We start from the raw sequence: 15,659 nt of genomic DNA on the forward strand, positions 1-15,659 counted from the left end.
TACAGCACACCGATGTGCGATGTGCCAGGGACCGGACCAACCGAAACAAGGGGAGGGCAGCCCCGCCATGGACGACAGGGACGGCACCGACGGCAAGAACGGCACCAGCGCGACGACCGGCGCGGACGACAAGGAGCGGGATCGGGACAAGGACTCCAAGGAACCGCTCCGGGTGGGCGTGGCCGTGCGCAAAAGACGCCGGGCCCTGCACCTGACCCTCGCCGCGGTGTCCGCGCGCAGCGGGCTGTCGGTCCCCTTCCTCAGCCAGATAGAGAACGAGCGGGCCCGGCCCAGCATGCGGTCCCTCGAACGGGTCGCCGACGCGCTGGAGACCACGGCCGTCGATCTGCTGGCCGCCTCCGACACCGCGCGCACCGTGGACCTCGTACGGGCCGGCGACGATTCGGCGCTGACCCCCGTTCCCGGCGTACGGCCCCTCGTGCGCGGGCACCACCAGTTGCACGCCCTGGAGTTCACCGGGGACCAGGACGCGGGCCGCGAGTACCAGCACCGCAACGACGAGCTGATGTACGTGGTCTCGGGCGCCTGCCAGGTGGAGGCCGAGGGGCGCGCGTACCGGCTGGAGAACGGCGACGCGCTGTTCCTGTCCGGCGGGGTCCGCCACCGCTGGCGGGCCGTCACCGAGGACACCCGGATCCTGATCGTCGCGGTCGGCGAGCACATCCACGCGACCTCCGAGCCGCCCTCGCCGGGACACTGACCGGATGCGGGTCGTTTCGCTGGTGCCGTCCCTGACCGAGGCGGTGGCCGTGAGCGCGCCCGGGGCGCTGGCCGGGGTGACCGACTGGTGCACGCACCCGGCCGCCCTGGGGGACGTGGTGCGCATCGGGGGGACGAAGAACCCCCGCGTACGGGCGATCGCGGAGCTGCGCCCGGATCTGGTCCTCGCCAACGAGGAGGAGAACCGGGCGCCGGACCTGGCGGCGCTGCGGGAGGCCGGGCTGGAGGTGCTGGTCACCGAGGTACGGGACCTCCCGCAGGCCTTCGCCGAACTGGACCGGGTGCTCGTGGGGGCCATGAGGCTGGAGCGGCCCCGGTGGCTGGCGGAAGCGGAGGCCGCCTGGGCCCGCGTGGAGCCGGCCGCAGAGCCGCGGACGGCCTTCGTGCCGGTCTGGCGCCGGCCCTGGATGGTGCTGGGCCGCGACACCTTCGCGGGGGACCTGCTGGCCCGCCTCGGCGTGCGCAACGCCTACGCCGGGCACGCGGAGCGGTACCCGAGGATCCCGGCGGCCGAGCTGGCCGCCGCCGGCTGCGAGCTCGTGGTGTTCCCGGACGAGCCGTACCGCTTCACGGCCGGGGACGGGCCCGAGGCCTTCCCCGGCATCCCGGCGGCGTTCGTCGACGGCCGTCACCTGACCTGGTACGGCCCCTCGCTGGTCGGGGCCCCGGAGGTGCTGGGGGCGGCCCTGCGGGCCTCGCTCCAGGGCCCGGCCTAGGGCCTGTCGTCAAACTCCCGTCGTCGCCCGAGGCATAAGGGAGTTTGACGACAGGCCCTAGCGGGGCGCGGCCAGCAGTCGGCCGGAGCACAGGCCGCGCAGGGTGTTCGCGGCGGCCAGGAGCCAGGCGGTCAGCAGGGCCAGGAAGAGGGCCGCGGCCAGCCAGGAGAAGGCGGTGAGCCCGGTGTGCCGGGCCAGTCCGGCGGCGCCGGTGACACAGGTGCCGACGGGGAAGGTCAGTGCCCACCAGGTCATGGCGAACCCCATGCCGTTGCGGGCGGCCCGCAGCAGCATCGCCGCGGCCAGCGCCAGCCACAGCAGGGCGAATCCCATCACGGGGACCCCGTAGACGACCGCGAAGGCGGAGAAGGCGCCGGTGTAGGGGCCGGCCATCGACTGGGGGGCCATGTCCGCGAGGGAGTTCACGGCGGTGGTGGACTGGCCGAGGGGGCCCAGGACCAGGAACAGGGTCGGGGTGAGGACCAGGGGGAGGGGGCCGCTGACGATCAGCCGGCCGAAAATCAGGGGGAGCAGCAGCAGGGTGGCGAGCAGGCTGAGGCCGAACATCGCGTAGCAGCCGAGCAGCATGGCCTCGCGGGCCTGGCCGGCGGGGAGATGGGGGATGAGCAGGGGGCCGAGCGCGGCGGAGACCATGGGCGCGACCACCGGGAGCAGCCAGACGGGGGTGGCCTGGTGGGCTTCGACCTTGTGGCGCACCACCATCAGGTAGGGCACGGCCACGGCCGCGAGGAGGCCTATTGCGGTGCCGGCGGTGAACAGGACCGTGTCCACGGCGACGGCGGCGGGGAGGCCGATGAGGTCCTTGCCGACGATGAGCGCGCCGCCGCCGACGGCCAGCAGGGCCATCGAGAGGCAGCCGTAGAAGGGGGCCACGGCGGGGTCCAGGAGGTGGGCGCGGGCCTGGTCGCGGTGGTGGAGCCAGTGGCCGGCCCTGGCGGTCAGCAGGACCGCGAGGGCGGTGGCGGCCAGCACCCAGAAGATCTGGCAGACCACGCGCTGGCCGGGGAGCTGGTACGGGAGGGTCGCGCCGGCATTGGCGATGATCGCCGTGCCCATGACCGAGGCGTACCAGTTGGGGCCGAGGTGCCGCAGGGAGGGAGCCTCGTGGGTCCCGGTGCCGAGGATCTCGGGGGCGGCGGGGGCGGTGGAGGTCCCGGGGGTGGGGGGACCGGGGCGTACGAGGGTGGTGGCCATGAGTCCAGCGTCCCGCCGAGCGGGGCCGGACGGCAGAGGGTCTCTTCCTATGAGGGCATAAACTGAAGTTATGGGTAATGGGCACGGTAATGAGGAGTGGGTCGAGGGGCAGCTTCCCCTGGCGCACCGGGTCCCGGACCTGGGGGCCATGGAGCTGCTGCTCGCGGTCGCGCGCGTGGGCAGTCTGAGCGCCGCCGCCCGACGGCTCGGGATCACCCAGCCCGCCGCCAGCAGCCGGATCCGGGCGATGGAGACCCGGCTCGGGGTCGCGCTCGTGGACCGCTCCCCGCGCGGGTCGACGCTGACCGCGGAGGGTGCGCTGGTCACGGACTGGGCCCGGCGGGTGGTGGAGGCGGCCGAGGCCTTCGACGCGGGCGCGCAGGCGCTACGGGGCCGCCGCGACTCCCGGCTGCGGGTCGCCGCCAGCATGACCATCGCGGAGTACCTGCTGCCCGGCTGGCTGATCGCCCTGCGCGGGCAGCGGCCGGACACGGCGGTGTCGCTGCACGCGGGGAACTCGGCGGTGGTGGCCGAACGGGTGCTCGCGCACGAGGCGGACCTCGGCTTCGTGGAGGGGCTCAGCGTGCCGGAGGGACTGGACTCGGTGGTCATCGCGCAGGACCGCCTCGTGGTGGCGGTGGCTCCCGGGCACCCCTGGGCCCGGCGCACGCGCGGGGTGGAGCCGGCGGAGCTGGCGGCGACGCCGCTGATCCTGCGGGAGCGGGGGTCGGGGACGCGGCAGGTCCTGGACGCGGCGCTGGCCGGGTGCGGGGGGCTGGCGGAGCCGCTGCTGGAACTGGCCTCCACCACCGCGGTGAAGGCGGCTGCAGTGAGCGGGGCCGGGCCGTGCGTGCTGTCGGAACTGGCGGTCGGGGACGAGATGGCGGGGCGGCGGCTGGTGTCCGTGCCGGTGCTCGGGGCGGGGCTGGAGCGGGAACTCCGGGCGGTGTGGCCCGCCGGGGCGCGGCCGGCGGGGCCCGCGCGGGATCTGCTGGCACTGACCCGGCGCTGACCCGGCGCTGACCCGCCGCCCCCGAGCCGGCCCTGCGGGGGCGAAGTCCCCTACCCGCCCTTCCACCGTTCCCCGGGCTCTGCCCGGACCCCGGTCCTCAAACGCCGGACGGCTGATACGGAAGGGCGGATGCCGCTGCGATCAGGGCCGACATCACGCGGGTGTCCTTGTCCAGTTCCGGGTGCCATTGGACGCCCAGGGTCCAGGGGGCGTCGGGGAGTTCGATGGACTCCACCGTGCCATCGGCGGCGTGGGAGGAGGCGATCAGGCCGCGGCCCAGGCGGTCGACGGCCTGGTGGTGGTAGGTCGGGACCTCCGACTCCTCCGGGACCAGGGCCGCGTACAGCGTGCCGGGGACCGGGCGGACCGGGTGCCAGGAGACCACGCCGGGGCTCAGCACGTGGCCGTCGATGTGCTGGATCAGGGTGCCGCCCAGAACCACGTTCAGCGCCTGCATGCCACGGCAGATGCCGAGCAGCGGTGTGCGCGAGGCCAGGGCCGCGGAGATCAGGGAGAGTTCCCACGCGTCGCGCACGGTCGCCGCCGGTCCGGTACGGGGGTCGCGCGGAGCCCCGTACCGGACCGGGTCCACGTCCGGGCCGCCCGCGACGACCAGACCGTCCAGCCGGCTCAGCACCTCCGCCGCCGCCTCCGGTTCGTCCGGCGGGAGCAGGACGGCGGTGCCGCCCGAGGCCTGGACGAGCTCGTAGTACCCGGTGGGGATGAGGGCGGTGGGGACGTCCCACACCCCGTAGCGGGTGGACTTCTCGACGTAGGTGGTGATGCCGATGAGCGGCCTGGGCACGGAAATACCTCCGGGAGGAGCGAGAGGGGAAGGGCGGGTCAGTCGCGGGAGAGCTCGGCCTCTGCTTCCGCCAGCGCCGCGAACTCCTCCTCGGGGGCGGAGGCCACCAGGTGGTGCCGACTGTAGAACGCGAAGTAGGCGAGGGCGACGGCGTACACGGCCAGGGCGATGAATGCCGCGTCCTTGTCCACCAGGAAGGTGGCGACCAGGGCCGAGAGGGCGAGGACGAAGGCCACCGTGGAGGTCACGATGCCGCCCGGAGTGCGGTACGGGCGCTCCAGGCCGGGCTCGCGGCGCCGCAGCACGATGTGGGAGAGGGCCATCAGCGCGTAGGAGATGGTCGCCCCGAACACCGCCATGTTCAGCATGCGCGGGCCGTTGCCGGTGGCGGCGGCCAGGGCGAAGCCGATGGCGCCGGGAATGAGCAGGCCCAGGTACGGGGCCTTGCGCTTCGAGGTCAGGGACAGGAAGCGCGGGAGGTAGCCCGCCCGGGACAGCGCGAACAGCTGGCGGGAGCCGGCGTAGATGAGGGAGAAGAAGGAGGCCACCAGCCCGGCCAGGCCCGCGTAGTTGACGAAGGTCTTCAGCCAGGAGAGCCCGGGGTCGCCCTCCAGGGCGACGACCAGCGGGTTGCCCGCGTCCTTGATGGCGTCGGCTCCGCGCGCACCGGTCGAGGCGAGGAAGGTGACCAGGGCGAGCAGGACCAGGATGCCCATGGAGATCGACAGGGCGCGCGGTACGGAGCGGACCGGGTCCTTCGCCTCCTCGGCGGCCAGCGGCACGCCCTCGACCCCGAGGAAGAACCACATGCCGAAGGGGAAGGCGGCCCAGATCCCGAGGATGCCCAGCGGCAGCCATGAGCTCGCGCCGGCGGCCGTGGTGTCGACGGCGATGTCGTCGAGGTTGGCGGGGTCGAACTGGGTGAACGCGCCGACGGCGAAGACGATCAGTGCGATCACGGCGATGGCGGTGACGACGAGCGAGAAGCTCAGGGCTTCGCCCACGCCCCACAGGTGGATGCCTATGAAGATCACGAAGCAGGCGAGGTAGACCGGCCAGCCCGAGGTGAGGCCGAAGAGGTTGAGCGACTCCACGTAGTCGCCGATGAAGATGGCGATGGCGGCCGGGGCGAGGATGTACTCGATGAGGATCGCGGTGCCGGTGAGGAAGCCGCCCCAGGTGCCGAGCGCCCGGCGGGCGAAACCGTACCCGCCGCCCGCGGTGGGCAGGATCGCGGACAGCTCGGCGAGGGAGTAGACCAGACACGCGTACATCGCGCCCATCAGGACGGTGGCGATGGCGAGGCCGCCGAAACCGCCCTGGGCGAGGCCGATGTTCCAGCCGGAGAAATCGCCGGAGACCACGTACGCGACGCCGAGACCCGTCAGCAGCAGCCAGCCGGCGCTGCCGCGGCGCAGGGTGCGGCGCTCCAGGTAGCCGTCGGCGCCGTCCCCGGGGGCGGGGGTTCGGGGGACAGCGGCCTCGGGGGACGGGGTGGGTTCGGGCACGGCTGCCAGCCGTGCGCCGGTGTCGTCGGCCATGTGCGCTCCTGCCTAGGGCAATGGTTGTGGGGCGTACCTTTGCCGCTCGGGCGTGGCGGGCGCAAGACCCCTGCGTTAAACGGGGGTTACGAAAGGCTCTCGGCTCCCTCTCCGGGCCCCCCGTCCGCCCCCGGGTCAGGTCAGGAAGCCCCGCAGCAGCGCGGCCGTGCCGCAGCAGTGCTCGCGCATCACCTCGCGGGCCGCCTCCGGGTCCCGGTCCAGCACCGCCTCCACCAGCGTGCTGTGCTGCTGCTGCGAGTGCTCCAGATTGCGCACGAGCAGCGGGATGCAGTCCAGCAGATCGTTCACGGTGGCCCGGACGGCCGCGTACTGGGCCGTCAGGGTGGCGGATCCGGCGAGTTCGCACAGGGTGAGGTGGAAGAGCGTGTCCTGGCGGCGGTAGTCGGGCAGCGGGGCGTCGTGGGTGGCGGTCAGTGCGCCGAGCAGCCGGTCGGTGTCCCGCTCCGACAGCCCCTGGGAGGCGCACAGGCCGGCCGCTCCCACCTCCAGGACCTCGCGGAAGCGCAGGACGTCCTCGATGTCCACGCCCGCGACCCGGCGCCGCAGCTCCTCCTCGGTGCCCCCGGCCGGCGTGTCGGGGCGGGGCAGGACAAACGTTCCGCCGTACCGACCGCGCCGGGCCTCCACCAGGCCCTGGTCCTGGAGCACCTTCAGCACCTCGCGGAGCGTCACCCGGCTGATCCCCATCCGCTCGGCCAACTCGCGCTCCGGCGGAAGTCGTTCCCCGCCCGGTACCAGCCCGAGTCGGACCACCTGGAGGATCTGCTCCAGCGCCTCCTCGAACCCGTTGCCCGCCCGCACCTGTCGCAGTACGGGATTGAGCCGTCGGGCGGCCTCGTCCTCGCTCGCCGTATCGGTCATCTCGCCGCCTCCCCTTCCCAAGCAATGGTTCTATTCAATACCTTAGGCCTCCTCGGCTCACCGAAGGAGAGAATCCCGTGGTAGACCGCAAGCCGCCGCTTTCGACCGAAGAGCTCCGCGTTCTCGTCGCCAGCGGTGAAATCGACACAGTGGTCCTGGCCTTCCCCGACATGCAGGGACGCCTCCAGGGCAAGCGGTTCGCCGCACAGTTCTTCCTCGACGAGGTCCTCCGGCACGGCACCGAGGGCTGCAACTACCTCCTCGCCGTCGACACGGACATGAACACCGTCGACGGGTACGAGATGTCCTCCTGGGACCGGGGCTACGGCGACTTCGCCATGCACCCGGACCTCGCCACCCTGCGCAGGATCCCCTGGAACCCGGGCAGCGCCTTCCTCGTCGCCGACCTCGCCTGGAACGACGGCTCGCCCGTGGTCGCCGCACCCCGGCAGATCCTGCGCCGCCAGCTCGAGCGCCTCGGCGAACACGGATACACCGCGATGGTGGGCACCGAGCTGGAGTTCATGGTCTTCCAGGACACCTACGAGCAGGCCTGGAACTCCAACTACCGCGGTCTGACCCCCGCCAACCAGTACAACATCGACTACTCCGTCCTCGGGACCGGCCGGATCGAACCCCTGCTGCGCCGCATCCGCAACGAGATGCAGGCCGCCGGCCTGGTCGTGGAGTCGGCCAAGGGCGAGTGCAACCTCGGCCAGCACGAGATCGCCTTCCGCTACGACGAGGCGCTGACCACCTGTGACCAGCACTCCGTCTACAAGACGGGGGCCAAGGAGATCGCCGCCCAGGAGGGCGTCTCGCTCACCTTCATGGCCAAGTACGACGAGCGCGAGGGCAACTCCTGTCACATTCACCTCTCGCTCAGCGATGCCGACGGACGCAACGCGATGGCCGGTGAGGGGCCGGACGCGCACGACCACGGCGGTATGTCACCCGTGATGCGCCACTTCCTGGCCGGCCAGCTCGCCGCGCTGCGCGACTTCTCCCTTCTCTACGCCCCCAACATCAACTCCTACAAGCGTTTCCGGCCGGGATCCTTCGCACCGACCGCCGTCGCCTGGGGCGTGGACAACCGGACCTGCGCGCTCCGGGTGGTCGGCCACGGCCGCTCCATGCGCTTCGAGAACCGCCTGCCCGGCGGCGACGTCAACCCCTACCTCGCCGTCTCCGGCCTGGTCGCGGCCGGGATCTACGGCATCGAGAACCGTCTGGAGCTGCCCGAGCCCTGCGCCGGCAACGCCTACACGGCCGACTTCGCACACGTTCCCACCACCTTGCGCGAGGCCGCCGAGCTCTGGGAGAACAGCGAGATCGCCAAGGCCGCCTTCGGCCCCGAGGTCGTCGCCCACTACCGGAACATGGCCCGCGTCGAACTGGACGCGTACGACTCCGCCGTGACCGACTGGGAACTGCGCCGCTCCTTCGAACGCCTTTAGACCGTCTCTTTCGGATCTTGCCCGACCGACAAGATCCGAAAGAGACGACCTAGGCCGTCTCGCCCCAGGGGGCCGTCCCGCGGGTCCCCGTGCACCGCATTACCGGACCCACCGCACCCACCGCACCCGAACGTCTGAAAGGCCACCACGTGTCCGATGCGCTGGAAGTCTTGAATCCGGCCACCGAGGAACTCGTCGCCGTCGTCCCGGCCGCCACACGGGACGACGTCGACGCCGCCGTCGTGCGGGCCACCGTCGCCCAGCGGACCTGGGCGGCGGCCGCGCCCGCCGACCGGGCCAGGCTGCTGCGCCGCTTCGCCTCGGTAGTCGACGGGCACATCGAGGAACTGGCGCAGCTGGAGGTCCGGGAGGCGGGCCACACCATCGGGAACGCCCGCTGGGAAGCCGGCAACGTCCGTGACGTGCTCGACTTCGCCGCCGGGGGAGTGGAACGGCTCTCCGGCCGCCAGATCCCCGTCGCGGGCGGCATCGACGTCACCTTCCTCGAACCCCTCGGCGTCATCGGCGTGATCGCGCCGTGGAACTTCCCCATGCCGATCGCCGCCTGGGGCCTGGCCCCGGCGCTGGCCGCCGGCAACGCGGTCATCCTCAAGCCCGCCGAGACCACGCCGCTCACCGCGCTGCGCCTCGCCGAGCTCGCCCTGGAGGCCGGGCTCCCCGAGCACCTGTTCCAGGTGCTGCCCGGCCGGGGCGAGGTGGCGGGCGACGCCCTCGTCGAGCACCCGGGGGTGGCCAAGATCGTGTTCACCGGGTCCACCCGGATCGGCAAGCGGATCATGGCCAAGTGCGCCGACCGGGTGAAGCGACTCACCCTCGAACTCGGCGGCAAGAACCCCAACATCGTCTTCGCCGACGCGGACCTGGAGGCGGCGGCGGCCTCGGCCCCGATGTCCTTCCTGGACAACACCGGGCAGGACTGCTGCGCCCGCACGCGGATCCTCGTACAGCGCTCCGCGTACGACCGGTTCATGGAGCTGCTCGCCCCCGCCGTCGAGAAGGTGGTCGTCGGGGACCCGTACGACGAGAACACGCAGCTCGGGCCGCTGATCTCGCGGGTGCAGCTGGACCGCGTACGGTCCTATGTCACCGATGACCTCACGGTTATCCGGGGCACCGCCCCCGAGGGCCCCGGCTTCTGGTACCCCCCGACCCTCGTCACCGGCGTCGACCCCACCGCCGCCGTGGCCACCGAGGAGGTCTTCGGACCGGTCGCCGTCGTCCTGCCCTTCGAGGACGAGGAGGACGCCGTACGCCTGGCCAACGCCACCGACTACGGCCTCGCCGGCTCCCTGTGGACCCGCGACGTGGGCCGCGCGCTGCGCGTCTCGCGCGCCGTCGCCGCGGGCAACCTGTCGGTCAACTCCCACAGCAGCGTCCGCTACTGGACCCCCTTCGGCGGCTACAAGCAGTCCGGACTCGGGCGCGAGCTCGGACCCGACTCCCTCACCGCTTTCACCGAGACCAAGAACGTCTTCATCAGCACGGAGGCCTGAACACCATGAGCATCGAGCCCACCGAAGAGATCGTCTGCCGCCGCCTGGTCGGACGGACCGCCGTCATCACCGGAGCCGGCAGCGGCATCGGCCTCGCCACCGCCCGCCGGCTGGCCTCGGAAGGCGCCAACGTCGTCTGCGGGGACATCGACGAGACCGCGGGCAAGGCCGCCGCCGAGGAGGTCGGCGGGACCTTCGTCAAGGTCGACGTCACCAGCCCGGAGGAGGTCGAGGCCCTGTTCAAGACCGCCTTCGACACCTACGGCTCCGTGGACATCGCCTTCAACAACGCCGGCATCTCGCCCCCGGACGACGACTCGATCCTCACCACCGGCCTGGAGGCCTGGAAGCGGGTCCAGGACGTCAACCTGACCTCCGTCTACCTCTGCTGCAAGGCCGCCCTGCCCTACATGCAGCGCCAGGGCCGGGGCTCCATCATCAACACCGCCTCCTTCGTGGCCCGGATGGGCGCCGCCACCTCGCAGATCTCCTACACCGCCTCCAAGGGCGGCGTGCTCGCCATGTCCCGCGAGCTCGGCGTGCAGTTCGCCCGCGAGGGCATCCGCGTCAACGCGCTCTGCCCGGGGCCCGTCAACACCCCCCTCCTGCAGGAGCTGTTCGCCAAGGATCCGGAGCGCGCCGCCCGCCGGATCGTGCACATCCCGCTGGGCCGGTTCGCCGAGCCCACCGAGATCGCCGCCGCCGTCGCCTTCCTCGCGAGCGACGACTCCTCCTTCATCAACGCCACCGACTTCCTGGTCGACGGCGGAATCTCCGGCGCGTACGTCACCCCGCTCTAAACGTTCACCTCCCCACCACCCACCCGACAGCCGGGCGTCGCACGACGCCCGGCTGTCGTGCTCTACCGTCCGCGACGATCTTGAAGAAGAACCAGGAGAACCCACCTCAGTGACCCGACTCAGTTCCGTGCGGCGGCTCCAGGCCGTCGGCGCCGCCGCCGCGATAGCCGCCGGCACCCTCGTGGCAGCCGCCCCCGCCGCCCAGGCGGCCCGCCCCGGCGGCCACTGCACCACACCCCAGCTCAAGGCGGCCTGGTACGGGGACAACCAGGCCCGGCTCCAGCAGCTCATCGACGACTACGGCACGTGCAACCCGTACCGGCCGAACCGCAACAAGCCCGTCGCGGTCTTCGACTGGGACAACACCGTCGTCAAGAACGACGTGGGCGACGCGCAGATGTTCTGGCTGCTGCGCAACGGCAAGATCCGTCAGCCCGCCGGTGGCGACTGGACCGGCACCAGCCGCTTCCTGACCCCGGCCGCCGCCCAGGCCCTGGCCGAGGCCTGCGGCGCCCTCGCGAAGCCCGGCGCCCCGCTGCCCACCGGAACCCCCGAGGGAGCCGGCTGCGCCGACGAGATCAACGCCGTCTACGGCACCGCCGCCACCCGCGCGGCCGCCCCCGCCTTCGCCGGCTGGGACCGCCGTACGACCGAGCCCGCATACGCCTGGCTGCCGCAGCTCATGCAGGGCTGGACCGCGCGCGATATCCGCGGCTTCGCGGCCGCCGCGCGGGCCGAGAACTTGGCCGCCCCGGTCGACGCCAAGCAGCAGGTCGGCTCCACCACCGCCACCGGCTGGGTGCGCTACTACGACCAGCAGAAGGAGCTCGTCGCCGCTCTGCAGAAGGCCGGCTTCGACGTCTGGATCAGCTCGGCCTCGCCGCAGCCGGTCGTCGAGGTGTGGGCCGAGGGCGTGGGCATCGACGCCCGGCACGTCATCGGCATCCGCAACACCACCACGTACGGCGGGAAGTTCACCTCCCACCTGCAGGGCTGCGGGTCCGTCGCGGACGGCGCCGACACGATGATCACGTACATCGACGGCAAGCGCTGCTGGATCAACAAGGAGATCTTCGGGGTCCGCGGCGCCGCGGCCGAGAAGGTCCAGCCGGCCGCCCGCCGCCAGGTGTTCGCCGCGGGCGACTCCGACACCGACATCTCGTTCCTGCGCGACGCGACCGTGCTGCGGCTCGTCGTGAACCGCAACAAGAACGAGCTGATGTGCCGCGCGTACGACAACAGCGACGGCAAGTGGATCGTGAACCCGATGTTCATCCAGCCCAAGAAGCAGAAGGCCGCGCCGTACCCGTGCGCGACCACCGGCTTCACCGGCCGTGACGGCACCCCGGGGCCCGTGCTCCGGGGTGACACCAGCGTCATCCCGGACCAGACGGACTCCGTCTTCTAGCCGGGTCCGGGTCCGGTTCCGGACCCGGGGTCCCAGGTCCCTAGAGGAAGGTGCGGCCCTCGCCCCGATAGGTCGGGGCGGTGGCCGTCACCCGGTCGCCCTGGACCAGGTGCAGGGTGTCGAAGCGCTCGCACAGTTCACCGGCCTTCGCGTGCCGGAACCAGACCCGGTCGCCGATCAGCAGATCGTCGGCGGGGCTGCCGAGCAGCGGGGTCTGCACCTCGCCGGCCCCCTCCTGCGGGTCGTAGCGCAGCCCCTCGGGGAGGTACGGGACCGGCAGCCGGTCCGCGCCGGGCGCGCCGGAGGCCGGGTACCCGCCGCCGAGCACCGTGACCACCCCGACCCCGGGGCGGCGGACCACCGGCTGGGCGAAGAGCGCCGCGGGGCGGCCGCTGAACGAGGTGTAGTTGTCGAACAGCCGCGGCACGTAGAGCCCCGACCCGGCGGCGATCTCCGTGACCGCGTCCTCGGCGGCGGTCTGCTGGACGCTGCCGGTGCCGCCGCCGTTGACGAACTCCAGGTCCGGCACCACCGCGCGCACGGCCCGCACCGCCTCGGCCCGGCGGGCGGCCAGCTCCTTGCGGGCCGCGCCCTGCATCAGCCGGATGGCGCGCGACCTCAGCGGACGGCCCGCGAGCGCGTCGCCGACCCCGGCCACGTGGCCCTCGTAGCCCATCAGTCCGACCACCCGGAAGCCGGGCCGGGCGCTCACCGCGCGGGCCAGCTCGGCGAGCTGGGCGGGCTCGCGCAGCGGGGAGCGGAGGGCGCCGACGCGCACCCTGCCGCCGAAGAGGTGCAGGGCGGTGTCCAGCTCCAGGCAGACCCGGATCTCCTGGACGCCGCCGTCACGGGCCCGGTCCACGAGCTCCAGCTGCGCGAGGTCGTCGACCATCACGGTGACCGCGCCGGCCAGCTTCGGATCCGCGGCGAGCTCGGCGAAGCCGGCCCGGTCGGCGGACGGGTAGGCGAGCAGCACGTCCTCGAAGCCCGAGCGGGCCAGCCAGATCGATTCGGCGAGGGTGTAGGACATGATTCCGGCGAACCCGGGCCGCGCGAGGACCCGTTCGAGCAGCGCGCGGCACCGTACGGACTTGCTCGCCACCCGGACCGGCTTCCCGCCGGCGCGACGCACGAGATCGTCGGCGTTCGCGTCGAACGCCTCCAGATCCACGAGGGCGAGCGGAGCGTCGAGATGGGCGGTGGCCCGGTCGTAACGGGCCCGATCGGCGGCGGGGGAGTTCATGGGCGGCAGCCTGCCAGATGGGTGTACTCGTGGGTAGGGGGTTCGCGGAGGCCGCGGGACCCCCGGCCAGGTCAGAGGCCCGGAAGCCCGCCGCGGTCACATCAAGGTCTCGACCGCCCGATGCCCCTTTTCGGATGTTGAGACGGCAGTTCGCACGTGTTTACCGTCGCTCCTCCCCGGTCGGCATTCCGGCACTGACGGGCGCGTAAAGTAAGGGCAGGCAGCCGACGGGAACGGGGGGCTGAGCCGCCGGATGAGTACGTCCACACCGCACGGCGGGGTCCTGACCGCGCCCGACCGGGACCCGGTACCGCCACGGCGGCGCCGCGGAACGGTCCTCGCCGCCGCCCTGTGCGGCCTCCTCGGCCTCGGTCTCACCGGTGCGGCCGGCTACAAGGCCGTCACCGACCACCGGGCCGCACAGCGAACCCTGACGCCCGAAGCCGCCTACCGCAAGGCCGCGTCCCTCTGGCACAGCGCGCCCGTGGACACCCTGTTCCCGCCCGTCCTCGACGGCCAGGACGCCGGGCCGGGCGGCGCCGACCGCACGTGGACCCGCATCGCCCCCGCCGCCGACGCCGGCTGCACCGAGGCGCTCGCCGCCGACTGGCAGGCGCTGTTCGCCGAAACCGGGTGCACCCGTGTGCTCCGCGCGACCTACACCGACGCCACCCGCAGCTCCCTCGTCACCGTCGGCATGGTCTTCACCCCCGCCGACGCCACCGCCATGGACTCCCTGCGCGGCCGCCTGACCGCCCCGACCGGCTACGGATTCCCCGACAACCGCCGCGCCGCCTGGACCGCCTCCGTGCTCGCCGAGGCCCCGGTCGTCGTCTACACGGTCTCCGCCTTCGCCGACGGCCGCCGCCTCGGTGCCCCCAGCCCGGCCGAGGACAAGATGGCCGAGGACGCCAGGGGACGCGTGGCCAAGGCGGGCCTCGGCCACGAGGCCAAGGCCGTCGCCGACCTGATCGAACGGACCCTGCGCGGCCTCGCGGCCCCGCAGGGCCGGCCGGCCGCGCAGACGCCGCAGCCGTCGCAGGATCTGCAGACACCGGATCCGCAAGCATCGGATCCGCAGGCATCGGCTCCACAGACACCGCAGGCCCCGACGGCGACCCGGGAGGCCGCTCGATGACCCGCCGCGCCCTGCTCCCGGCCGCCCTCGCGCTCGGAGCCCTGTTCGTCGTCACCGCCGCGCCGCCGGCCGCCGCCGACGCCATCCGCGACCGCCAGTGGGGGCTGACGGCCCTGCGCGCCGAGGAGGCCTGGGGCACCACCCGGGGCGACGGGGTCACCGTGGCCGTCCTCGACACCGGGGTCGACCCGACCCACCCCGACCTGGTCGGCCAGGTCCTGGAGGGCGCCGACCTCGTCGGCATGGGCGCCGGACGCGGCGACCGGGCCTGGGCCCGCCACGGCACCGCCATGGCGGGGATCATCGCCGGGCACGGCCACGGCTCCCTCGGCCTCGGAGGCGTCCTCGGCATCGCCCCCCAGGCGAAGATCCTCCCGGTCCGGGTGATCCTGGAGGAGAAGGACCCCAGCCGGGACCAGGCCCGGGAGAACAAGGGCGGCGCCCTCGCCGAGGGCATCCGCTGGGCCGCCGACCACGGCGCCGACGTGATCAACCTCTCGCTCGGCGACGACAGCAGCTCCGCCCACCACGAGGCCGCCGAGGACGAGGCCGTCCAGTACGCCCTCGGCAAGGGCGCGGTCGTCGTCGCCTCCGCCGGCAACGGCGGCAAGGACGGCGACCGCATCTCGTACCCGGCCGCCTACCCCGGGGTCATCGCCGTCACGGCCGTCGACCGCAAGAACAAGAAGGCGTCCTTCTCCACCCGCAACTGGTACGCCACCGTCAGCGCCCCGGGCGTCGGCGTGGTCATCGCCGACCCCGACCGCTCCTACTACGAGGGCTGGGGCACCAGTGCCGCCTCCGCCTTCGTCTCCGGCGCCGTCGCCCTGGTCAAGGCCGCCCACCCCGACCTGTCCCCGGCACAGATCAAGAACCTGCTGGAGGACACCGCCTCCGGCTCCCCGCCCGGCGGCCGCGACGACTCCCGCGGCTTCGGCCTGGTGGACCCGGTCGCCGCCCTCCAGGCCGCGGACGGGATGGCCCCCGAACCGGTGCTGCCCGCACCCGTCGCGGCCGCCGGCACCTACTTCGGTGCCGGCCCCGACCCGGTGCCCGACCCCGGGCCCTGGGCCCGCTTCGGAGCCCCGGCGGGCGTGGCCGGCGGGCTGGTCCTGCTCGTGGTGGCCGGCGTACTGGCCCGGCGGCCCCGGGCCGGACGGTGGGATCCCGATGCGGGATAGGCTCGG

Annotated in this window: 14 protein-coding genes; 9 read left to right on the plus strand and 5 right to left on the minus strand. The window is 73.0% G+C overall.

The features are described from left to right. Nucleotides 1–67 precede the first annotated feature (67 nt). Together ACFVX6_RS05805 and ACFVX6_RS05810 are read left to right on the plus strand one after the other, a co-directional pair. Nucleotides 68–721: a helix-turn-helix domain-containing protein gene (locus ACFVX6_RS05805; RefSeq protein WP_389688333.1), complete on the plus strand. Its 654-nt coding sequence runs from the start codon at nucleotides 68–70 to the stop codon at nucleotides 719–721. 4 nt (nucleotides 722–725) lie between these two features. Beyond that, the gene (locus ACFVX6_RS05810; protein WP_389688335.1) at nucleotides 726–1,457 is read left to right on the plus strand and encodes a helical backbone metal receptor; all 732 of its coding nucleotides are present in this window, start codon (nucleotides 726–728) and stop codon (nucleotides 1,455–1,457) included. Nucleotides 1,458–1,514: 57 nt separating this feature from the next. Here the strand turns inward: ACFVX6_RS05810 and ACFVX6_RS05815 are convergent, their stop codons facing one another. After that, entirely contained in the window at nucleotides 1,515–2,672 is a 1,158-nt protein-coding gene (locus ACFVX6_RS05815) for a TDT family transporter (RefSeq protein WP_389688337.1), read from the minus strand. A 70-nt stretch (nucleotides 2,673–2,742) separates the two neighbouring features. On the opposite strand from ACFVX6_RS05815, the gene ACFVX6_RS05820 reads away from it, so the two are divergent. After that, on the plus strand, nucleotides 2,743–3,684 hold the full coding sequence (locus ACFVX6_RS05820) for a LysR family transcriptional regulator (RefSeq protein ID WP_389688339.1): 942 nt from the start codon (nucleotides 2,743–2,745) through the stop codon (nucleotides 3,682–3,684). A 97-nt stretch (nucleotides 3,685–3,781) separates the two neighbouring features. On the opposite strand, the gene ACFVX6_RS05825 is transcribed toward ACFVX6_RS05820, so the two are convergent. From ACFVX6_RS05825 to ACFVX6_RS05835, 3 genes are all read right to left on the minus strand, one after another. Next, on the minus strand, nucleotides 3,782–4,489 hold the full coding sequence (locus ACFVX6_RS05825) for a gamma-glutamyl-gamma-aminobutyrate hydrolase family protein (RefSeq protein WP_389688341.1): 708 nt from the start codon (nucleotides 4,487–4,489) through the stop codon (nucleotides 3,782–3,784). 38 nt (nucleotides 4,490–4,527) lie between these two features. Continuing rightward, complete coding sequence (gene eat / locus ACFVX6_RS05830) at nucleotides 4,528–6,030, minus strand: ethanolamine permease (RefSeq protein WP_389688343.1); 1,503 nt, start codon at nucleotides 6,028–6,030, stop codon at nucleotides 4,528–4,530. A gap of 135 nt (nucleotides 6,031–6,165) precedes the next feature. Then, nucleotides 6,166–6,912 (minus strand): FadR/GntR family transcriptional regulator, encoded by a 747-nt coding sequence (locus ACFVX6_RS05835; protein ID WP_274552721.1) that lies wholly within the window; start codon nucleotides 6,910–6,912, stop codon nucleotides 6,166–6,168. A 77-nt stretch (nucleotides 6,913–6,989) separates the two neighbouring features. On the opposite strand from ACFVX6_RS05835, the gene ACFVX6_RS05840 reads away from it, so the two are divergent. From ACFVX6_RS05840 to ACFVX6_RS05855, 4 genes are all read left to right on the plus strand, one after another. Further along, the gene (locus ACFVX6_RS05840; protein ID WP_389688345.1) at nucleotides 6,990–8,369 is read left to right on the plus strand and encodes a glutamine synthetase family protein; all 1,380 of its coding nucleotides are present in this window, start codon (nucleotides 6,990–6,992) and stop codon (nucleotides 8,367–8,369) included. 149 nt (nucleotides 8,370–8,518) lie between these two features. Further along, nucleotides 8,519–9,883, plus strand: a complete 1,365-nt coding sequence (locus ACFVX6_RS05845; protein ID WP_389688347.1) for an aldehyde dehydrogenase family protein — start codon at nucleotides 8,519–8,521, stop codon at nucleotides 9,881–9,883. Between the two features lie 5 nt (nucleotides 9,884–9,888). Then, nucleotides 9,889–10,683, plus strand: a complete 795-nt coding sequence (locus ACFVX6_RS05850; protein WP_243334068.1) for a 3-oxoacyl-ACP reductase — start codon at nucleotides 9,889–9,891, stop codon at nucleotides 10,681–10,683. Nucleotides 10,684–10,792: 109 nt separating this feature from the next. Continuing rightward, nucleotides 10,793–12,091 (plus strand): haloacid dehalogenase-like hydrolase, encoded by a 1,299-nt coding sequence (locus tag ACFVX6_RS05855; protein ID WP_389688349.1) that lies wholly within the window; start codon nucleotides 10,793–10,795, stop codon nucleotides 12,089–12,091. 40 nt (nucleotides 12,092–12,131) lie between these two features. Here the strand turns inward: ACFVX6_RS05855 and ACFVX6_RS05860 are convergent, their stop codons facing one another. Next, entirely contained in the window at nucleotides 12,132–13,334 is a 1,203-nt protein-coding gene (locus ACFVX6_RS05860; protein WP_389688351.1) for an amino acid deaminase/aldolase, read from the minus strand. A gap of 253 nt (nucleotides 13,335–13,587) precedes the next feature. Between ACFVX6_RS05860 and ACFVX6_RS05865 the strand changes: the two genes are divergently transcribed. Together ACFVX6_RS05865 and mycP are read left to right on the plus strand one after the other, a co-directional pair. Continuing rightward, entirely contained in the window at nucleotides 13,588–14,472 is an 885-nt protein-coding gene (locus ACFVX6_RS05865) for a hypothetical protein (RefSeq protein WP_389688353.1), read from the plus strand. Further along, on the plus strand, nucleotides 14,469–15,653 hold the full coding sequence (mycP, locus tag ACFVX6_RS05870) for a type VII secretion-associated serine protease mycosin (protein WP_389688355.1): 1,185 nt from the start codon (nucleotides 14,469–14,471) through the stop codon (nucleotides 15,651–15,653). Before ACFVX6_RS05865 ends, mycP begins: the two co-directional genes overlap by 4 nt. Nucleotides 15,654–15,659 lie beyond the last annotated feature (6 nt).

Origin of the sequence: Streptomyces sp. NPDC058289 (assembly GCF_042880975.1) — a bacterium.
Classification (GTDB): Bacteria; Actinomycetota; Actinomycetes; order Streptomycetales; family Streptomycetaceae; genus Streptomyces; species Streptomyces stoeckheimensis.

Excerpts from the sequence above, each read along its gene's own strand:
- ACFVX6_RS05860 (WP_389688351.1), bottom strand. The coding sequence starts at position 13,334 with ATGAACTCCCCCGCCGCCGATCGGGCCCGTTACGACCGGGCCACCGCC.
- ACFVX6_RS05835 (WP_274552721.1), bottom strand. The coding sequence starts at position 6,912 with ATGACCGATACGGCGAGCGAGGACGAGGCCGCCCGACGGCTCAATCCC.
- eat (WP_389688343.1), bottom strand. The coding sequence starts at position 6,030 with ATGGCCGACGACACCGGCGCACGGCTGGCAGCCGTGCCCGAACCCACC.
- ACFVX6_RS05805 (WP_389688333.1), top strand. The coding sequence starts at position 68 with ATGGACGACAGGGACGGCACCGACGGCAAGAACGGCACCAGCGCGACG.
- ACFVX6_RS05850 (WP_243334068.1), top strand. The coding sequence starts at position 9,889 with ATGAGCATCGAGCCCACCGAAGAGATCGTCTGCCGCCGCCTGGTCGGA.
- ACFVX6_RS05810 (WP_389688335.1), top strand. The coding sequence starts at position 726 with ATGCGGGTCGTTTCGCTGGTGCCGTCCCTGACCGAGGCGGTGGCCGTG.
- ACFVX6_RS05865 (WP_389688353.1), top strand. The coding sequence starts at position 13,588 with ATGAGTACGTCCACACCGCACGGCGGGGTCCTGACCGCGCCCGACCGG.
- mycP (WP_389688355.1), top strand. The coding sequence starts at position 14,469 with ATGACCCGCCGCGCCCTGCTCCCGGCCGCCCTCGCGCTCGGAGCCCTG.
- ACFVX6_RS05820 (WP_389688339.1), top strand. The coding sequence starts at position 2,743 with ATGGGTAATGGGCACGGTAATGAGGAGTGGGTCGAGGGGCAGCTTCCC.
- ACFVX6_RS05815 (WP_389688337.1), bottom strand. The coding sequence starts at position 2,672 with ATGGCCACCACCCTCGTACGCCCCGGTCCCCCCACCCCCGGGACCTCC.